At 75.7% G+C, this 16,322-nt stretch carries 16 protein-coding genes and 1 pseudogene; 10 read left to right on the top strand and 7 right to left on the bottom strand.

Features of this window, described 5'->3' with window-relative positions; translation table 11 throughout:
- Positions 1 to 74 precede the first annotated feature (74 nt).
- Both ACFWEK_RS08545 and ACFWEK_RS08550 read right to left on the bottom strand, forming a co-directional pair.
- Positions 75 to 1,118 (bottom strand): CNNM domain-containing protein, encoded by a 1,044-nt coding sequence (locus ACFWEK_RS08545; protein ID WP_430545699.1) that lies wholly within the window; start codon positions 1,116 to 1,118, stop codon positions 75 to 77.
- The gene (locus ACFWEK_RS08550) at positions 1,115 to 2,527 is read right to left on the bottom strand and encodes a hemolysin family protein (protein WP_430545698.1); all 1,413 of its coding nucleotides are present in this window, start codon (positions 2,525 to 2,527) and stop codon (positions 1,115 to 1,117) included. The genes ACFWEK_RS08545 and ACFWEK_RS08550 overlap by 4 nt, the downstream gene beginning before the upstream one ends.
- Before the next feature lie 230 nt (positions 2,528 to 2,757).
- Here ACFWEK_RS08550 and ACFWEK_RS08555 point away from each other — a divergent pair, with 230 nt between their 5' ends.
- Entirely contained in the window at positions 2,758 to 4,362 is a 1,605-nt protein-coding gene (locus ACFWEK_RS08555) for an AMP-binding protein (RefSeq protein ID WP_430553772.1), read from the top strand.
- Positions 4,363 to 4,405: 43 nt separating this feature from the next.
- Positions 4,406 to 5,587 carry a D-alanine--D-alanine ligase family protein gene (locus ACFWEK_RS08560; RefSeq protein WP_430545696.1) on the top strand — a complete coding sequence of 394 codons (1,182 nt, stop codon included), beginning with the start codon at positions 4,406 to 4,408 and terminating at the stop codon, positions 5,585 to 5,587.
- Between the two features lie 19 nt (positions 5,588 to 5,606).
- On the opposite strand, the gene ACFWEK_RS08565 is transcribed toward ACFWEK_RS08560, so the two are convergent.
- Positions 5,607 to 6,020, bottom strand: a complete 414-nt coding sequence (locus ACFWEK_RS08565; RefSeq protein ID WP_429763996.1) for a VOC family protein — start codon at positions 6,018 to 6,020, stop codon at positions 5,607 to 5,609.
- Positions 6,021 to 6,066: 46 nt separating this feature from the next.
- Complete coding sequence (locus tag ACFWEK_RS08570; RefSeq protein WP_430553773.1) at positions 6,067 to 6,558, bottom strand: DUF3515 family protein; 492 nt, start codon at positions 6,556 to 6,558, stop codon at positions 6,067 to 6,069.
- A 53-nt stretch (positions 6,559 to 6,611) separates the two neighbouring features.
- On the opposite strand from ACFWEK_RS08570, the gene ACFWEK_RS08575 reads away from it, so the two are divergent.
- Positions 6,612 to 7,619: a thiamine-phosphate kinase gene (locus ACFWEK_RS08575; RefSeq protein WP_430553774.1), complete on the top strand. Its 1,008-nt coding sequence runs from the start codon at positions 6,612 to 6,614 to the stop codon at positions 7,617 to 7,619.
- A gap of 17 nt (positions 7,620 to 7,636) precedes the next feature.
- Here the strand turns inward: ACFWEK_RS08575 and ACFWEK_RS08580 are convergent, their stop codons facing one another.
- The gene (locus tag ACFWEK_RS08580) at positions 7,637 to 8,155 is read right to left on the bottom strand and encodes a GNAT family N-acetyltransferase (protein WP_430545693.1); all 519 of its coding nucleotides are present in this window, start codon (positions 8,153 to 8,155) and stop codon (positions 7,637 to 7,639) included.
- Positions 8,156 to 8,362: 207 nt separating this feature from the next.
- Positions 8,363 to 8,554 carry a 50S ribosomal protein L28 gene (gene rpmB, locus ACFWEK_RS08585; protein WP_069984843.1) on the bottom strand — a complete coding sequence of 64 codons (192 nt, stop codon included), beginning with the start codon at positions 8,552 to 8,554 and terminating at the stop codon, positions 8,363 to 8,365.
- 158 nt (positions 8,555 to 8,712) lie between these two features.
- On the opposite strand from rpmB, the gene ACFWEK_RS08590 reads away from it, so the two are divergent.
- Genes ACFWEK_RS08590 through rsmD form a run of 3 tightly spaced genes read left to right on the top strand, consistent with a single transcriptional unit; the run spans position 8,713 to position 13,342 of the window.
- Entirely contained in the window at positions 8,713 to 10,440 is a 1,728-nt protein-coding gene (locus ACFWEK_RS08590) for a DAK2 domain-containing protein (RefSeq protein WP_430553775.1), read from the top strand.
- The gene (locus tag ACFWEK_RS08595; RefSeq protein ID WP_430553776.1) at positions 10,437 to 12,689 is read left to right on the top strand and encodes an ATP-dependent DNA helicase RecG; all 2,253 of its coding nucleotides are present in this window, start codon (positions 10,437 to 10,439) and stop codon (positions 12,687 to 12,689) included. The genes ACFWEK_RS08590 and ACFWEK_RS08595 overlap by 4 nt, the downstream gene beginning before the upstream one ends.
- Before the next feature lie 26 nt (positions 12,690 to 12,715).
- Positions 12,716 to 13,342 carry a 16S rRNA (guanine(966)-N(2))-methyltransferase RsmD gene (gene rsmD / locus ACFWEK_RS08600; protein WP_430545690.1) on the top strand — a complete coding sequence of 209 codons (627 nt, stop codon included), beginning with the start codon at positions 12,716 to 12,718 and terminating at the stop codon, positions 13,340 to 13,342.
- Here the strand turns inward: rsmD and ACFWEK_RS08605 are convergent.
- Complete coding sequence (locus ACFWEK_RS08605) at positions 13,276 to 14,091, bottom strand: GNAT family N-acetyltransferase (protein WP_430553777.1); 816 nt, start codon at positions 14,089 to 14,091, stop codon at positions 13,276 to 13,278. The two genes, rsmD and ACFWEK_RS08605, sit on opposite strands and share 67 nt — an antisense overlap.
- A gap of 84 nt (positions 14,092 to 14,175) precedes the next feature.
- On the opposite strand from ACFWEK_RS08605, the gene coaD reads away from it, so the two are divergent.
- The 4 genes and pseudogenes from coaD to rpmF form a co-directional block, all read left to right on the top strand.
- Positions 14,176 to 14,661: a pantetheine-phosphate adenylyltransferase gene (coaD, locus tag ACFWEK_RS08610; protein WP_430545688.1), complete on the top strand. Its 486-nt coding sequence runs from the start codon at positions 14,176 to 14,178 to the stop codon at positions 14,659 to 14,661.
- Between the two features lie 10 nt (positions 14,662 to 14,671).
- Positions 14,672 to 15,277: a hypothetical protein gene (locus tag ACFWEK_RS08615; RefSeq protein WP_430553778.1), complete on the top strand. Its 606-nt coding sequence runs from the start codon at positions 14,672 to 14,674 to the stop codon at positions 15,275 to 15,277.
- Positions 15,278 to 15,470: 193 nt separating this feature from the next.
- Complete coding sequence (locus tag ACFWEK_RS08620) at positions 15,471 to 16,022, top strand: YceD family protein (RefSeq protein WP_430553779.1); 552 nt, start codon at positions 15,471 to 15,473, stop codon at positions 16,020 to 16,022.
- 2 nt (positions 16,023 to 16,024) lie between these two features.
- Positions 16,025 to 16,204, top strand: a pseudogene (rpmF, locus tag ACFWEK_RS08625) (50S ribosomal protein L32); the annotation flags it as partial.
- Between the last annotated feature and the right edge of the window lie 118 nt (positions 16,205 to 16,322).

Raw genomic sequence — 16,322 nt, forward strand, 5'->3', positions numbered from 1 at the left:
CAGGCATGACCTCACCGTACGCCGCGCCCTGGCCCGGCCGCCCGGGCTTCGACGGCGGCGGGCCCGACGACGGGTCAGACGTCCGCCGTCGCCTCCTGCGCCTGCGGCAGCAACCGGCGCAGCACGTCGGCGAGCGTGACGACGCCCAGCACGTCCCCGTCGCGGCGCACGAGCGCGAGCTGCTCGCCGGCCTCGCGCAGCAGCGCGATGGCGGCGTGCACGGTGGTCGACGCGTCGAGCACGAACGGCGCGCGCGCCACCGGCGCGACCGACGCGTCGTCCGCGAGCAGCAGCGTGTCGCGCACGTGCACGACGCCGGTCACCTCACCGTCGACACCACCGTCGGCACCGCCGTCGCGCAGCAGGATGCGCAGGTGCCCGGAGGTCACGGACGCCGCCCGCACGTCGGCCGCCGTCGCGTCCGCCGGCACCGCCGTGGGCCGCGCGCCCGGGGCCACGAGCGTGTCGACCGTGAGGGTCTCCAGCTCCAGGGCGCCCGCGATCTGCGAGGAGTACGCGGCGTCGAGGGCCCCGACGTTCGCCGAGTGCTCCACGAGGTGCCGCAGCGTGGTCGGGTCGTGACCCGCCTCGATGTGGTCCACCGGCTCCACGCCGACGGCCCGCAGGCACCGGTTGGCCAGCGCGTTGAGCCAGCGCAGCACCGGCCGGGTGAGCCACATGAACGCCCGCATCGGCAGGGCCAGCAGCGTGGCGGACGCCTCGGGGTGCGCGATGGCCCACGACTTGGGCGCCATCTCGCCCACCACGAGGTGCAGGAAGGTGACGATGATCAGCGCGAGCACGAAGCCCGCGACGTCGGCCACCCAGTACGGCGCCCCCCACCCGGCGAAGAGCGGCGTGAGCCAGTGGTGCACGGCCGGCTTGGTCACGGCGCCGAGCGCCAGGGTGCACGCCGTGATGCCGAGCTGGGAGCCGGCGAGCAGCAGCGTGAGCTCGGACGAGCTGCGCAGCGCGGCCCGGGCGGACCGGCTGCGCGGAGCAGCGTCCTCCAGCCGGTGGCGGCGCGCCCCCAGCAGGGCGAACTCCACCGCCACGAAGAACGCGCTCAGCGCGATGATGACGACGGTCGCCGCGACGACGACCCAGGGGTTGCTCATCGGTCGTCCTCCTTCGCGGGGGCGGGCGTGGCGTCCGGGGCGGGCTCGACCGTGCCCTCCGCGGTGCCCTCGAACAGGCGCACGCGCACCAGGTGGGGCACGTGCCGCTCGACCGAGATCACGTCGACCTCCAGCCAGCGACGGCGGGGCTCGTCGTGCACGAGGTCCGCCGGGTCCGGCGGCAGCTCGACCGTCACCGCGTCGCCCGCGCGGGGCAGCGCGCCGGTCTGCGCGATGAGCAGCCCGGCGACCGTCTCGTGGTCGCCGCGCGGCAGGTCGTGCCCGATGGCGCGCTCCGCCTCGTCCAGGTGGACGTCGCCGCCCATCACCCAGGCGCCGTCGTCCTCGGACGACACGGTGACCGGCAGGGCCGGGTCGTGCTCGTCGGTGATCTCGCCGACCAGCTCCTCGGCGAGGTCCTCGAGGGTGAGCACGCCCGCGAAGCCGCCGTACTCGTCGACGACGACGGCGAGCTGGTTGCGGGTCCGCGTCAGCTCGGTGAGGGCGTCCGGCAGCGCCATGAGGGTGGGCAGCACCGTGACCGGCCGCATGAGCTCGGTGACGGGAGCGGCGTCGCCGAGGCCGGTCCGCAGCAGGTCGGTGAGCTGGACGACGCCGAGAGCGCGGTCCTCGGCGTCCACCACGGGGTAGCGGGAGTGGCCGCCGGCCATGAGCGTGCGCAGCTCGCCCACCGTGAGGGCGGGGTCGACGGTGCCGACGCGCGAGCGCGGGATCATGGCGTGCTCGACGTCGTGCTGCGGGAAGTCGAGGATGCGGTCCAGCAGCACCGACAGGTCGTCGGGCAGGTCGCCGCTCTCGCGGGAGTCCGCGACGATGTGCTCGAGGTCGCGGGCGGTGGCGGAATGCTCGACGTCGTGCACGGGCTCGATGCGCAGCAGCCGCAGCAGCGCGTTCGACGCCTTGTCGAAGACGGCGATGAGCCAGCCGAGCACCGTGAGGTACGCCGTCGTCGAGCCGGCCAGGCGCAGGGCCGTGGGCTCGGGGCGGGCGATGGCGAGGTTCTTCGGGAACAGCTCGCCGAAGAGCATCTGCACCAGCGTCGAGACGACGAGGGCCGCGACGGTGCCGACGGCCACGCCGACCCCGGTCGGGACGCCGACGCCGCCGAGCAGGGTGCCCAGCGCGTCGCCCACGAGGGGCTCGGCCACGTAGCCGACCAGCAGGCCGGTCACGGTGATGCCGAGCTGGGCGCCCGAGAGCACGAAGGACGTGCGGCGCGTGACGGCGAGGGCCCGCTTCGCGGTCACGTCACCGGCCTCCGCGCGGGCGGCGAGCCGGGAGCGGTCCACGGTCATGTAGGCGAACTCCTGGGCGACGAAGTAGGCCGTCGCCGCCGTGATCACGAGGATCACCAGGATGCCGAGGAGGAGGGAGAGGACGGCGGTCACCGGCGGTGCACCGCCTCAGGGTCGAGCGGAGTCGGGGGCTGCGGCGAGCCCGGACTATGACTGGGATCGTCGGCGGGCGCGGCCTGGTCCTCGGCCGCGGGCGCCGCGAGGGCGTTCGTGTCGTTCGTGATGTCCACGATCGCCCCAACGTCGCTCCCGTGCCATCGGTTCCCGGCGCTACGCTCCCGTGCACACGGTCGACGAGGACCGTGCCGCACGAAGGGACCGCCATGTCCGAGACCAGCACCGACCGCTCCCTCATCCGCAGCCCGCACGCCGACGTCGAGATCCCCGACGTCACCCTCCACGAGTTCCTCTTCGCCTCGCTGGACGACGCCGACCGGGACCGTGTCGCCCTGGTCGACGGTCCGAGCGGTGCCACGACCACGTACGGCGAGCTGCGCGACCGCGTGGACGCCATCGCCGGGGCGTTCGCCGCCCGCGGCCTGGGCGTCGGGGACGTGGTGGCCCTGCACAGCCCCAACGTGCCCGCGTTCGTCGCCGTCTTCCACGGCCTGCTGCGGGCCGGCATCACGGTGACCACGATCAACGCGCTCGCGTCCGGGCGCGAGGTCGCGAAGCAGCTCGAGTCGTCGGGGGCGAAGGCGCTCGTGACGGTCTCCGCGCTGCTGCCGGCCGCCGAGGCGGGTGCCGACGCCGTCGGGATGGCGGCCGCCGACGTGGTCGTGCTCGACGGCGCGGAAGGCCACCCGTCCCTCGGCGCGCTCCTCGCGGGCGGTCACGCCGCGCCCGACGTCGCGTTCGACCCCCGCACGCACCTCGCCGTCCTGCCGTACTCGTCCGGCACGACCGGGCTGCCGAAGGGCGTGATGCTCACCCACCGGAACCTCGTGGCGAACGTGGTGCAGACGGAGGCGTACCTGCCCCTCACGCGCGACGACGTCATCCCCGCGGTGCTCCCGTTCTTCCACATCTACGGCATGACGGTGCTGATGAACGGCGCGATCTACCAGCGGTCGACGCTCGTCACGCTGCCGCGGTTCGACCTCGCCGAGTACCTGCGCGTCGTCGAGCAGCACCGGGCCACCGTGCTGTTCGTCGCGCCGCCGATCGCGCTGGCGCTCGCCAAGCACCCCGCGGCCGCCGGCCGCGACCTGTCGAGCGTGCGGATGCTCATGTCGGGGGCGGCGCCGTTCGACGAGCACCTGGCCGAGGCCGTGGCCCGACGCCTGCCGGGCGCCCGGGTGCTGCAGGGGTACGGGATGTCGGAGATGTCGCCGGTCTCGCACGTCGTGCCCGTCGACCGGACCGACATCTCCCCGGGCACCGTCGGCCTGCTGGTGCCGAACATGCTCGCCCGGGTCGTCGACCCCGCCACGGGGGAGGCGATCGCGCAGCCGGCCGAGGGCGTGAGCGCGCCCGGCGAGCTGCTGTGCGCCGGTCCGAACGTCATGGTCGGGTACCTCGCGGACGAGCAGGCCACCCGCGACACCCTCGAGCCGGACGGCTTCCTGCACACCGGCGACATCGTGACGGTCGACTCCGACGGCGCGTTCACCGTCGTCGACCGGCTCAAGGAGCTCATCAAGCACAAGGGCTACCAGGTGGCGCCGGCGGAGCTGGAGGCGCTGCTGCTGACGCACCCCGAGATCGCGGACGCGGCCGTGATCGGCGTGCCCGACCCGGAGTCGGGGGAGGTGCCGAAGGCGTTCGTCGTGCGGGCCGAGGGCAGCGCGTTGACCGCCGCGGACGTGCAGGGCTTCGTCGCGGAGCAGGTCGCCCCGTACAAGAAGGTGCGGGTCGTGGAGTTCGTCGACGCGGTCCCGAAGTCCGCCGCGGGGAAGATCCTGCGCAAGGAGCTCCGCACCCGCTGAGGCGGTCGGGACGGCGGGCCGGGGTCCGGTAGGTTGGGCGGCGATGTCCGACGCCACCGCCGCTCCCACGACGAGCCCCGTTCCTGCCGTCCCGCCCGCGGGTGCCGGCACCCCGCGCAAGACCCGCGTCGCCGTGCTGTTCGGCGGGCGCTCGGGCGAGCACGCCATCTCCGCGTCCACCGCGGCCGGCGTCCTGCGTGCGATCGACCGCGACCGCTACGACGTCGTGCCCGTGGGCATCACGCGCGAGGGCCGCTGGGTGATCGCCGCCGACGACCCGGAGCGCTGGCAGATCACCGACGGCCGCCTCCCGGAGGTGACCGCCGACTCGGGCGCCGAGGTCGTGCTGTCGCTCACCCAGGGCGAGCGCACCCTGCGCGTGCTGGAGCCGGGCCAGGTGCCCGCGCTGCTCGGCGAGGTCGACGTCGTCTTCCCGCTGCTGCACGGCCCGTTCGGCGAGGACGGCACGGTGCAGGGCCTGCTGGAGCTGTCGGACGTGCACTACGTCGGCGCGGGCGTGCTCGCGTCGGCGGTCGGCATGGACAAGCACTTCATGAAGCTCGTGCTCGCCGGCCAGGGCCTCACGGTCGGCCCGTACGTCGTGATCCGGCCCCGGGACTGGGAGCGGGACCGCGCCGCGTGCGTCGCCGCCGTCGAGCCGCTGGGCCTGCCGCTGTTCGTCAAGCCCGCCCGCGCGGGGTCGTCGCTCGGCATCACGCGCGTGGACGACCTGGCCGACCTGCCCGCCGCCGTCGAGGCCGCGCGCGAGCACGACCCCAAGGTGGTCGTCGAGGCCGGGATCGAGGGCCGCGAGATCGAGTGCGCGGTGCTCGGCGGGCACGACGGCGCCCGGGCGCGCGCGTCGCTGCCCGGCGAGATCGTCGTCGACCACGGCAGCCACGCGTTCTACGACTTCGAGGCGAAGTACCTCGACGAGGCGCACGTCGACCTGCGCTGCCCGGCCGAGCTGCCGCAGCCCGTCATCGACGAGATCCGCGAGGTCGCGGTGCGCACCTTCGAGGCCGTGGAGGCCGAGGGGCTGTCCCGGGTCGACGTCTTCGTCACCCCCGACGAGCGCGTGATCGTCAACGAGATCAACACCATGCCGGGGTTCACGCCGTTCTCGATGTACCCGCGCATGTGGGAGGCCTCGGGAGTGAGCTATCCCGAGCTCGTCGACGAGCTCATCCAGCTCGCCCTGGAGCGCCCGACCGGCCTGCGCTGACCGCGCCTCGCCCGGAGGGTCAGGGCACCACGAGCTCGCCGAGCGGGCCCGGCGCGTGCGCGACCTCCCAAAGGAACCCGTCGGGGTCGGTGAAGTAGCCGGAGTAGCCGCCCCACTCGCGCCGCACGCCGTCGCGGACGGTCGGCGCGCCGGCCCGGCGCGCCTGCTCGAGGACGGCGTCCACGCCGGCAGGGGCCCCGACGTTGTGCGCGAGGGTCAGCGGCGCGGTGCCGCCGCGCACGACCGGCCCGATCTCCTCGGTGGCGTGCTCCTCGTCCCACATCGACAGCACGACGTGCTGGCCGACCTGGATCATCAGCACCTCGCCGGGGGCCTCGAGGAGCGGTTCCCAGCCCAGGCCGTCCACGTAGAACCGCCGGGTGGCGGCGAGGTCGGCGACGACGAGGGTCACGAGGCTCAGGCGCTGGTCCATCCGGACACCGTGCCACGGGCGTCCGAGGCGCGCCTCGGCAGTCGCGTCAGGTGCACTGCGCGGTCGGCGGCACGTTGCTCACGGCTTGCGCGAGGTCGCCGATGAACGACGTCGAGTGGCTCTCGGTGACCGACGGCGGCACGACGACCTCGACGGCGGGCTCGCGGCCGTAGGTGGTGAACCGCCACGTGCCGTCCTTCCCGGCCTCGACGATCCAGTCGACGGCGCCGGCGGGCGACTCGACCCGCTGGCAGTCGGGCGACGGCCCGGGCGGGGTGACGCCGCAGCGCAGTGTCACGGCGGCCCCGGGCTCGCCCCAGGCGGCGGTGGCCTGGGCGTTGGTCTTCGCCTTGTCGAGGTCGCCCGCGAGCACGTCGGGCAGCGCGAGCATGACGGGCGCGCAGTCCGGGTTCGCGGCGTCCTCGGCGGGCGTCGCGCCGATCGTGGTGGCGCAGGCCGCCAGCGGGAGGACGAGGAGGCCCAGCGCGGCGGCGCGGGCGGCACGGGACGGCATCGGGGCACGAGCACGACGGGGCACGGCGACCACGCTACCGGGCGGGACGAGCCGGCCGACCGCCTACAGTCGTCCCCGTGACCGACGCCACCCGCCCCCTCGTGCGAGACCTGTCCGAGGAGGACCTGCTCGCGCGGATCTTCCCGCTGCTGCCCGCGGCGTCGGCGACCCTGCTCGGCCCGGGCGACGACGCGGCGGTGGTGGCGGCCCCGGACGCGCGGTTCGTCGTCACCACGGACGTCCTCGTCGAGGACCGGCACTTCCGCCGGCGCTGGTCGGGCGGGTACGACGTCGGGGCGCGGGCCGCGACGGCCAACCTCGCGGACGTCGCGGCGATGGGCGCGTGCCCGACCTCCCTGGTCGTGTCGCTCGTGGTCCCGGGGGACCTGCCGGTCGACTGGGTGACCGGGCTGGCCCGCGGCCTCGCTGACGTGGCCGCGCCGGTCGGGGCGGGCGTCGTGGGCGGGGACCTGTCGGGAGGCGAGAGCGTGGTCGTGGCGGTCACCGCGCACGGTGACCTGGAGGGGCGTGCCCCGGTGACGCGCGCCGGCGCGCGGCCGGGCGACGTGCTGGCCTACGCGGGGCACCGCGGGCTCTCGGCGGCAGGCCTCGCGCTGCTCGACGCCGGCGCGGCGACCCCGGCGGACGCGACGACCGTCGACGACGCGGGGGTCGGGGCCTGCGTGGTCGGCTACCTGCGCCCTCAGGCCCCGCTCGCCGCGGGCCCGGCGGCGGCCCGGGGCGGGGCGACCGCGATGCTCGACGTCTCCGACGGCCCGCTGCGCGACGCCGGCCGGCTGGCTCGTGCGAGCGGCGTCGGCGTGGACGTCGAGGCGGGCGCGCTGGCGGGCGACGTCGAGCGGCTGCTGCCCGCCGCCCGGGCGCTGGGGCTCGGCCCGGAGGCCGCGCTGGGGTGGGCGCTCACCGGGGGAGAGGACCACGGCCTGCTCGCCACGTTCCCGCCCGGTGTCGCGCTGCCGACGGGGTTCCGGCGGATGGGGAGCGTGCGGCCGGGGCCCGCCAGCGTCACCGTCGACGGCACGGAGCCCGCCGCGCGCGGCGGCTGGGACCACTTCGGCGGCTGAGCCGCGGGCGACGATGCTCAGCCGCGGCGGTAGCGCACCTCGGTGACGGGGGTGTCGCCGATGTCGTCCATGCGCTCGACGCCGTCCGCCTGGAAGCCGTGGCGGCGGTAGAAGTGCTGGGCGCGCTCGTTCTGCGCGAGCACCCACAGCGACATCGGCGTGCCGACGGGGACGTCGGACAGGACGGTGCGCATGAGGTCGCGGGCCACGCCGCGTCCCCAGGACTCGGGATCGAGGTAGATCGCGTAGAGCTCGAGGTCGCCGTCCTCGGCGTCCTCGTCGCGCGACGGCCCGTAGCTCGCGAAGCCCAGCAGGCGCCCGTCGCCCTCGGCGACGAGCGTCGTGCGGCTGCCCTCGTCGAGGATCTGCTGCCACTGGGCGGCGCGCTCGGTCGCGTCGAGGGAGTCGAGGTACTCGGCCGGCAGCACGCTGGCGTAGGCGCCCTTCCACGAGGTGAGGTGCACCTGAGCGATCCGCCCGGCGTCGGTCACGGCGGCGGGCCGGATCTCCACGTCGCTGTCGGTCTGCACGATCATCTGCTCAGAGTGCCACGCCGCCGCCGCCTCGGCCAAGGCAGTTTGGTGAATCCTTCACGAATTCTTTGCCGGTGTCCGCGGGCGACCAGCGCGCCGGGGACGCGGGGCCGCCGGGGTGTGCGCGGGGACGACGAGACGCCCGCCGGGAAGATCCCGACGAGCGTCTCGTGGAAGCGTCGATGCACCGGGCGTGCCCGGTGCGCAGGCTCAGGCCTGGCGCGTGACCTTGCCCGCCTTGAGGCAGGAGGTGCAGACGTTCACACGCTTGGGGGTGCCCGCGACCACGGCACGGACGCGCTGGATGTTCGGGTTCCAGCGGCGCTTCGTGCGGATGTGGGAGTGCGAGATGCTGTGCCCGAAGCCCGGGCCCTTGCCGCAGACGTCGCAGTTGGCAGCCACGGTCTCTCCTGAATCGTCGTGACACGACCCGCGCCAGGGCAGCAGGACGTGAAGCTTGGTGGTTGGGGGAGCCCGGAACAGGCCGGGCAACCACACGAGGATAGCCGATGTCGGGAGTGCCCCTCAACGTGGGGTCCCTCACCGCTACCGTGGGGGGCGTGCAGCAGCCCGAGCTCCTCGACGCCGCCGTCGTCCGTGCCTGGGTGAGCACCGCCGCCCGTGCCCTGGCGGAGGCCCGCGCCGAGATCGACCGCGTGAACGTCTTCCCGGTGGCCGACGGGGACACCGGGACCAACATGTACCTCACGATCCGCGACGCCGCGGCGGCGGTCCGCGCCGCGCCGGCCGACGCGGGTGGTGCGCGGCTCCTGCGGCTGGCCGCCCGGGCCGCGCTGCTCGGGGCCCGGGGGAACTCCGGGGTGATCCTCAGCGAGTGGCTCCGCGGCCTCACGGTCGCGGCCACGCGGGGTGACAGCCTCGCGATCGCGCTCGACACCGCGGCCCGGACCGCGCGCCGCGCCGTCGCGCACCCTGCACCGGGCACGATCCTCACGGCGGCGGAGTCCGCGGCGGCGGCGGCCCGGCACGCCGAGGCGGGCGGGATGGTCGGTCCCGCCGGGGCGGCCGCGCGACTGTCCTCGACCGACGCGGCGTGCCGCGGCGCGCGGGAGGCGGCGCTGCGCAGCGTGGGCGCGCTGGAGCCGCTGCGTGCCGCGGGCGTGCTCGACGCCGGCGCCTGCGGGCTGGTGCTCGTGCTGCTGTCGCTGGCGGCGGCGCAGCGGGCGGCCGCCGAGGGAGTGTCGGGGGCGTCCGGCAGCATCGGCCCCGTGCTGCTGGACATCGACCTGCGCGGCCACGTCGGTCATGACGCTCCCGCCCCCGCCGCGGGGGACGACGCCTCGTCGCCCGACCAGGGCGCGGCGTCCGGTGGCGTCCGCGACGCCGGTCGGCACGGGCACGAGCACGGCGGCGTCGCGACGGACGACGTCGAGCTCATGTTCGTGCTGGAACGGTCGGCGTCCGCCGCCGACTTCAGCCCCGGCGCGGTGGCGGACGCGCTGCGCGCCGACCTGGACGACGTCGGGAGCTCCGTCGTCGTCGTGGGCGGCGGCGCCGAGGACGGTGCCGGGGCGGGTGACGCCGACCGGTCGCTCTGGCAGGCCCACGTGCACACCGCGGACCTCGACGCCGCGCTCGGCGTGGCACGGCGCTGGGCGTCACGGGGCGCGGTGTCGCGGGTGTCGGTGCGCCACCTCGCGGTCCCGCCCGACCGGTGGGCGGTGGTGGTCACGACGGCCGCGCCGGCGCTGGCCGCCGAGCTCGCGCGCGGCGGCGCCGTCGTGGTCCTGGACCTCGACGTCCCCCCGACCGCGGCGGACCTCGTCGCCGCGGCCGTCGGGGCGGGGGCCCCGCGGGTGCTGGTCCTCGCGCCCGAGGCGCTGCAGCCCGACCCCGTGGGCCCGGGGGCGGAGGCTGCGGACGGTCCCGAGGCCGCACCCGAGATCGTGCGGGTCGTCGCGCCCGGGGACGTGCACCTCGTGGCGGGGATGTCCGCGCTGGCGGCGACGCTCGACGACCCGCGGGAGGAGGACGCGGGCGTCCCCGACGCCGTCGGCGCGGTGGTCGACGGGCTGCGCGTCGGCGGTGGCCCGGCCGTCACGGTCGGTGCCGTCGTCAAGCGGCTCGTGGCGGGTTCCCCGACCGCGATCGTCACCCTGCTGCCGGACGACGACGTCCCCGACGCCACGGTCGAGGTGCTCGCGTCGAGGGCCGCGGCCGTGTCCGGCGGCGCGGACGTCGTCGTCATGCGCACCGGTCGCCCCGGGGACCACGTGGCGATCGGCGTCGAGCCGCTCGACGCCGACGCGGCGGAGGGGCGCGCGTGACCGGGCGCGAGGGCGAGGCCCTGACCAAGGTGCTGGGGGCCCGCAGCGCGGGCCCGCTCGCGAAGCTGGGGCTCGTCACCGTCGGGGACCTGCTGCGGCACTACCCGCGCCGGTACGGCGACCCCGGCACGCTCACGGACATGGACAGGCTGGCGCTCGGCGAGCACGTCACCGTGATGGCGCGGGTCGCGCGGGCGACCGTCCGGACGATGCGCTCGCGCGCGGGCGCCATGCTGTCGGCGGTCGTCACGGACGGCCGGCACGAGCTCGCGCTGACGTTCTTCGCCAAGCGTGCCGGCGCGCTGCGGCCGCACGAGGACAAGCTGCGGCCGGGGCGCGTGGGGCTGTTCACGGGGGTGGTGAGCGAGTACCGCGGCACCCGCCAGCTCACCCACCCGGACTACGTCCTCGTGGGCGTCGACGCGGACGACGCCGAGGAGGCGATGTTCGAGGCGAGCCGCCCCATCCCCATCTACCCCGCGTCCTCGTCCGTGCCCTCCTGGCGCATCCAGCGGGCCGTGCGCACGGTCCTCGACCCGCTCACGGAGGCGGACGTCGAGGACCCGGTGCCCGACGAGGTCCGTGCCCGCCACGGGCTGCCGAGCCGGCTCGACGCCCTGCGCGCGATCCACCACCCCGTCGACCAGCGCGCGTGGCAGCAGGCGCGCCACCGCTTCCGCTTCGAGGAGGCCTTCGTGCTGCAGGCGGCGCTCGCGCAGCGCCGGGCGCACGCCGCCGAGCAGGAGGCCACCGCGCGACCCCTCCGCGGCCCGGGGGAGCCGAGCCTGCTCGCCGACTTCGACGCGGGCCTGCCCTTCAGACTGACGGACGGGCAGGCCTCGGTGGGCGAGGACCTGTCGCACGAGCTCGCGCAGGCCCGCCCCATGCAGCGGCTGCTGCAGGGTGAGGTGGGGTCCGGCAAGACGGTCGTGGCCCTGCGGGCGATGCTGCAGGTGGTCGACGCCGGCGGGCAGGCCGCGCTGCTGGCGCCCACGGAGGTGCTCGCGGCGCAGCACGCCCGCACGCTGCGGTCGCTGCTCGGGCCGCTGGCCGAGGGCGGCCTGCTGGGCGGGGCCGCGCACGGTACCCGGGTGGCGCTGCTCACCGGCTCGCTCGGCGCGGCCGCGCGCAAGGAGGCGCTGCTGCAGGCGGCCAGCGGCGAGGCGGGGATCGTCGTGGGCACGCACGCCCTGCTGGGCGACCAGGTGCAGTTCGCGGACCTGGGCCTCGTCGTCGTCGACGAGCAGCACCGGTTCGGCGTCGAGCAGCGGGACGCGCTGCGCGCCAAGGGGCGGGTGGCGCCGCACGTGCTCGTCATGACGGCCACGCCCATCCCCCGGACGGTCGCGATGACGGTGTTCGGCGACCTCGAGACGTCGTCGCTCACGCAGGTGCCGGCCGGCCGGGCCGGCATCACGTCGCACGTGGTCCCCGCCGGCAACCCGCGGTGGATGGAGCGCACCTGGTCGCGCGTGCGCGAGGAGGTCGACAAGGGCCATCGCGCCTACGTCGTGTGCCCGCGGATCCACCCCGACGACGACCTGCCCGCCGGCGGCGGCGCGGCGAAGGACTTCGACGACGTCCCCGACCTGCTCGAGCTCATGGACGGCGACGGCGCGGGAGACGAGCGCCCGCCCCTGCGCGCCGTGCTCGAGGTGGCGGACATGCTGCGCGAGACGCCGGCGCTCGCGGGGCTCGACGTCGGCGTGCTGCACGGCCAGATGGCGCCCGCGGACAAGGAGTCCGCGATGGCGCGGTTCGCGGCCGGCGAGCTGCAGGTGCTGGTCTCCACCACCGTGATCGAGGTCGGCGTCGACGTGCCCGAGGCCACGGTGATGGTCGTCTTCGACGCCGACCGGTTCGGGCTGTCCCAGCTGCACCAGCTGCGCGGCCGCGTCGGGCGCGGCGCGGCACCGGGGCTGTGCCTCCTGGTCTCGACGGCGCAGCCCGGTACGCCCGCCGCGACCCGGGTCGAGGCGCTCGCGGAGACGACCGACGGCTTCCGGCTCGCGACCCTGGACCTCGAGCTGCGCTCCGAGGGCGACGTGCTCGGGGCCGCCCAGTCCGGCCGGTCCAGCTCGCTGCGCCTCCTGCGCGTCGTGCAGGACGCCGACCTCATCGCCGACGCACGGCGCGAGGCCACCGCCGTCGTCGACGCCGACCTCGAGCTCGGCTCCCACCCGGAGCTGCGCGCGGCGATCGCCGCCCAGCTGGACGACGAGCAGGAGGAGTTCCTCGAGAGGGCGTGACCGGTCGACTGGTTAGGCTCGGCGCCATGACGAGGATCGTGGCCGGCCGGTTCGGCGGGCGCTCGCTGCAGGTGCCGCCGAAGGGCACGCGACCCACCAGCGACCGGGTCCGCGAGGCGATCTTCTCGCGCCTGGACCACCTCGACGTGCTGGACGGCGCGCGGGTGCTCGACCTGTACGCGGGCTCCGGCGCGCTCGGCCTCGAGGCCGCGAGCCGTGGCGCCGCCGCGGTCGTGCTGGTGGATGCGAACCGGCGGGCGGCGGACGTCGCCCGCGGCAACGTGGCGACCCTGGGCCTGCAGCGCGAGGTGCGCGTCGTCGCCGACTCCGCGGAGCGGTTCGCGGCGGGTGCCTCACCGTCCGCCGGGACGACCGGGGCGTCCGGGTACGACGTCGTCTTCCTCGACCCGCCCTACGACCTGGCCGAGGACGCGCTCGCGACTGTCCTGGCGCACCTGGCCGCACCCGGGGTGCTGGCCGCGGGCGCCGTCGTCGTCGTGGAGCGGTCCACCCGCAGCCCCGAGCCGGCCTGGCCCGCGGGCCTGGAGGCGTTCGCGCGCAAGGACTACGGGGAGACGGCGGTGCACTACGCCGAGCCTGCCGACCCCGCCGGGTCCGCCGGGCCGGACGCCCCGGGAGCCGGCGGGGCGTAGCGCTCCGCCCCCTCGAGGACGGCGACGGGTACGGCGGCCAGCGCCTCGGCGTGGGCCGGGTCGACGAGCGTCACGGACTGCCCCGCCGCCGCGTCGAGCAGCCGCCGGACCGCGGTATCGCCGGGCACGGTGCCCTCGCACTCCCGGAGGTGCTCGAGGAGGAAGCCGCGCACGGCGGCGGCCGGCACCGAGCCCGCGCCCGGTTCCGTCCCGAGCGCCACGAGCAGCATCGCGGGGACCCGCGGCGACCCCGGGCCGCCGATACCCGGCTGGAAGTAGGGCAGGGCGAGCGCACGCGCCCCGTGCCGCGCGTAGAAGCGCAGTCGGGCCGCCGGGTCGCCGTGGGTCGGGTGGACGGGGTGATGGCCGGGGTGCTCGACCTCCGCCAGCACGATCACCGGGTGCAGCTCCTCGCGCCACCCGGCGAGCGACCGGTCCAGCAGGCGACCGCCGACCCCGCCGCCACGGTGGCCGGGCGCCAGCGCGAGGTAGTCCACGAGCAGCACCTGCGTGGCCCGCGACCACGAGGCCACGATGCCGGCGACCACCTGCCCGTCCCGCTCCACGCCGTAGGCCGTGAGCTCGCCGGAGGCGAGGCCGGCCCGCAGGTCGTCGGGCGACGTGAGCTCGTCGGGCGGGAAGGACGGCGCCAGGACGTCCCGCCACAGCGAGTCGACCTGGGCGGCCCTGGTCAGGGGCACCACGGTCGGCTCCGCGGGCGACGGGTGGGGCGCGGCGTCGTCGGTCATGCCCCCAGGGTGTCCCCGTCGCGGGGTGACGGCACCCCGACCGGGCTCCCGAGGATCGCGACACCGCTGTACTAGCGTGACGGCGTGAGCATCGCCGTCTGCCCCGGGTCGTTCGACCCGATCACGCTCGGCCACCTCGACATCGTGCGGCGCGCGCGCCGCATGTTCGACGTCGTGGTGGTCGGGGTGGCCCGGAACGCCGCCAAGAACGCGCTGCTCGGCCCCGAGGAGCGGGTGGAGCTGGCCCGGGCGGCGCTCGCGGCCGACCCGGAGACCGCCGACGTGCGGGTCGAGGTGGTGCCCGGGCTGCTGGTGGACTTCTGCCGGGAGCGCGGGGCGGTCGCGGTGGTCAAGGGCCTGCGCGGCGGCGCGGACTTCGACTCCGAGCTGCCGATGGCCCTCATGAACCGGCACCTGACCGGGATCGAGACCGTCTTCGTGCCGGGCGAGCAGCGGTACGCGCACGTCGCGTCGTCGCTGGTCAAGGACGTGGCCCGGTACGGGGGACCGATCGACGACCTGGTGCCGGACGGCGTCGCGGACGCGGTGCGAGCCGCCCTCCGCAGGTGACGCAGGGCTGATGAGCCGGACCGAGCAGCAGGGCAAGGAGCAGGGGATGAGCGAGACGACCGAGACCACGACCGGGACCGGCCAGGGGGACAACCCGGCCGGCGGCCTGCTGGACATCCTGGACGACCTGGCCGCGCTGGTCGAGAACGCGCGCTCCGTGCCGCTGTCGACCAACGTGAAGGTGGACCGCGACCAGGCGCTCGCGCTCGTGGACGAGCTGCGCGACGCGCTGCCCACGCAGGTGGCCCGCGCCGACGAGGTGCTCGCGGCCGCCCGCGACACCCTGGACGACGCGCACCGCCAGGCGGAGGAGATCGTGGCCGCCGCCCGCGCCCGCGCGATCGAGCTGGTGCAGTCCGAGCAGGTCGTCGTGCAGGCCCAGTCGCGGGCGGCGGAGGTGGTCGCGGAGGCGGAGACGCGAGCGGCGGCGCTGCGCACCGACGCCGACTCGTACTGCGACGGGCGCCTGGCGGACTTCCAGCAGGACCTCGAGGCCCTGACGAACCAGGTGCGTGCCGGCCGGGAGAAGCTGGCCGAGCGCCTCGAGCAGGGGGCACCGCGGGTGCGGTGGGACGCCGTCGCCGACCCGCGCTGGCCGCAGGAGCGGCGCTCCTGACCTGCGCCGGCGGGTCCAAGGGGGTCGTCGGCAGGCGTGAGAGACGCGTCACTCCCGGGCGTGCTGCGCCGCGGCGCCAGGATGGCCTAGACTAGGTCGCTGGCCCGAGTCCGGGCCCCACCCCCTTCCCGCCCGTCGGGTCCACCCCTGTTCATCGGAGCCTGCCATCGCCACCGCGAAGTCCTCGCCGCTCGTGCTCGACACGCACGAGCTGTCTCGGCGACCCGGTTCGATGGAGGAGGTCGCGCGCGTCGTGCCCGCCCCCGCTGACATGGGGACCGCCGTCATCGGCGTGCCCGAGGGCGACGACCTCACCCTGGGCCTCCGCCTGGAGCCGGTCATGGAAGGGGTGCTGGTGTCCGGCGTCGTGCGCGGCACGGCGGTGGGGGAGTGCGTGCGCTGCCTCGACCCGGTCTCCCAGCAGGTGACGGTGCGTGTGCAGGAGCTCTTCGCCTACCCCGAGAGGGCGCAGGCGGCGGAGGAGTCCGGGGACGAGGACGCCGAGGACGAGCCGGTCCTGGTCGACGACCAGGCCGATATCGAGCCGGCGGTTCGGGATTCCCTCGTGACTGCACTACCATTTCAACCGCTGTGCCGTCCGGACTGCCCCGGCCTGTGCTCCGTCTGCGGGGCGCGGCTGGCGGACGACCCGGACCACCATCACGACCTCGTCGACCCCCGGTGGTCGGCGCTGCAGACCATGCTCGAGGATTCGAGCGTGTCCGACGAGACGAAAGAGAGCTAGCCGTGGCTGTTCCGAAGCGCAAGATGTCGCGCAGCAACACCCGTGCGCGCCGTTCGCAGTGGAAGACCACCGCGGCGGTTCTCACGACGTGCCCGAGCTGCAAGGGGCAGAAGCTGTCCCACGCCGCGTGCCCCACCTGCGGTGCCTACAAGGGCCGCCAGTACGCCGAGGCGCTGCGCACCGGCGGTGGGAGGCCGAACTGGCCGCCGACCGCTGGTCGGTGGTGTCCTGGCCCGAGGAGTTCGGCGGGCGGGGTGCCTCGATCCTGCGCTGGATGGTCTTCGAGGAGGAGTACTTCGC

The organism is Isoptericola sp. NPDC060257 (assembly GCF_042726645.1).
GTDB classification, from domain to species: Bacteria; Actinomycetota; Actinomycetes; order Actinomycetales; family Cellulomonadaceae; genus Isoptericola; species Isoptericola nanjingensis.

Coding starts and splice junctions, on each gene's coding strand:
- ACFWEK_RS08545 (WP_430545699.1), bottom strand. CDS start 1,118: ATGAGCAACCCCTGGGTCGTCGTCGCGGCGACCGTCGTCATCATCGCG.
- ACFWEK_RS08555 (WP_430553772.1), top strand. CDS start 2,758: ATGTCCGAGACCAGCACCGACCGCTCCCTCATCCGCAGCCCGCACGCC.
- ACFWEK_RS08560 (WP_430545696.1), top strand. CDS start 4,406: ATGTCCGACGCCACCGCCGCTCCCACGACGAGCCCCGTTCCTGCCGTC.
- ACFWEK_RS08565 (WP_429763996.1), bottom strand. CDS start 6,020: ATGGACCAGCGCCTGAGCCTCGTGACCCTCGTCGTCGCCGACCTCGCC.
- ACFWEK_RS08580 (WP_430545693.1), bottom strand. CDS start 8,155: ATGATCGTGCAGACCGACAGCGACGTGGAGATCCGGCCCGCCGCCGTG.
- rsmD (WP_430545690.1), top strand. CDS start 12,716: ATGACGAGGATCGTGGCCGGCCGGTTCGGCGGGCGCTCGCTGCAGGTG.
- ACFWEK_RS08605 (WP_430553777.1), bottom strand. CDS start 14,091: ATGACCGACGACGCCGCGCCCCACCCGTCGCCCGCGGAGCCGACCGTG.
- ACFWEK_RS08615 (WP_430553778.1), top strand. CDS start 14,672: ATGAGCCGGACCGAGCAGCAGGGCAAGGAGCAGGGGATGAGCGAGACG.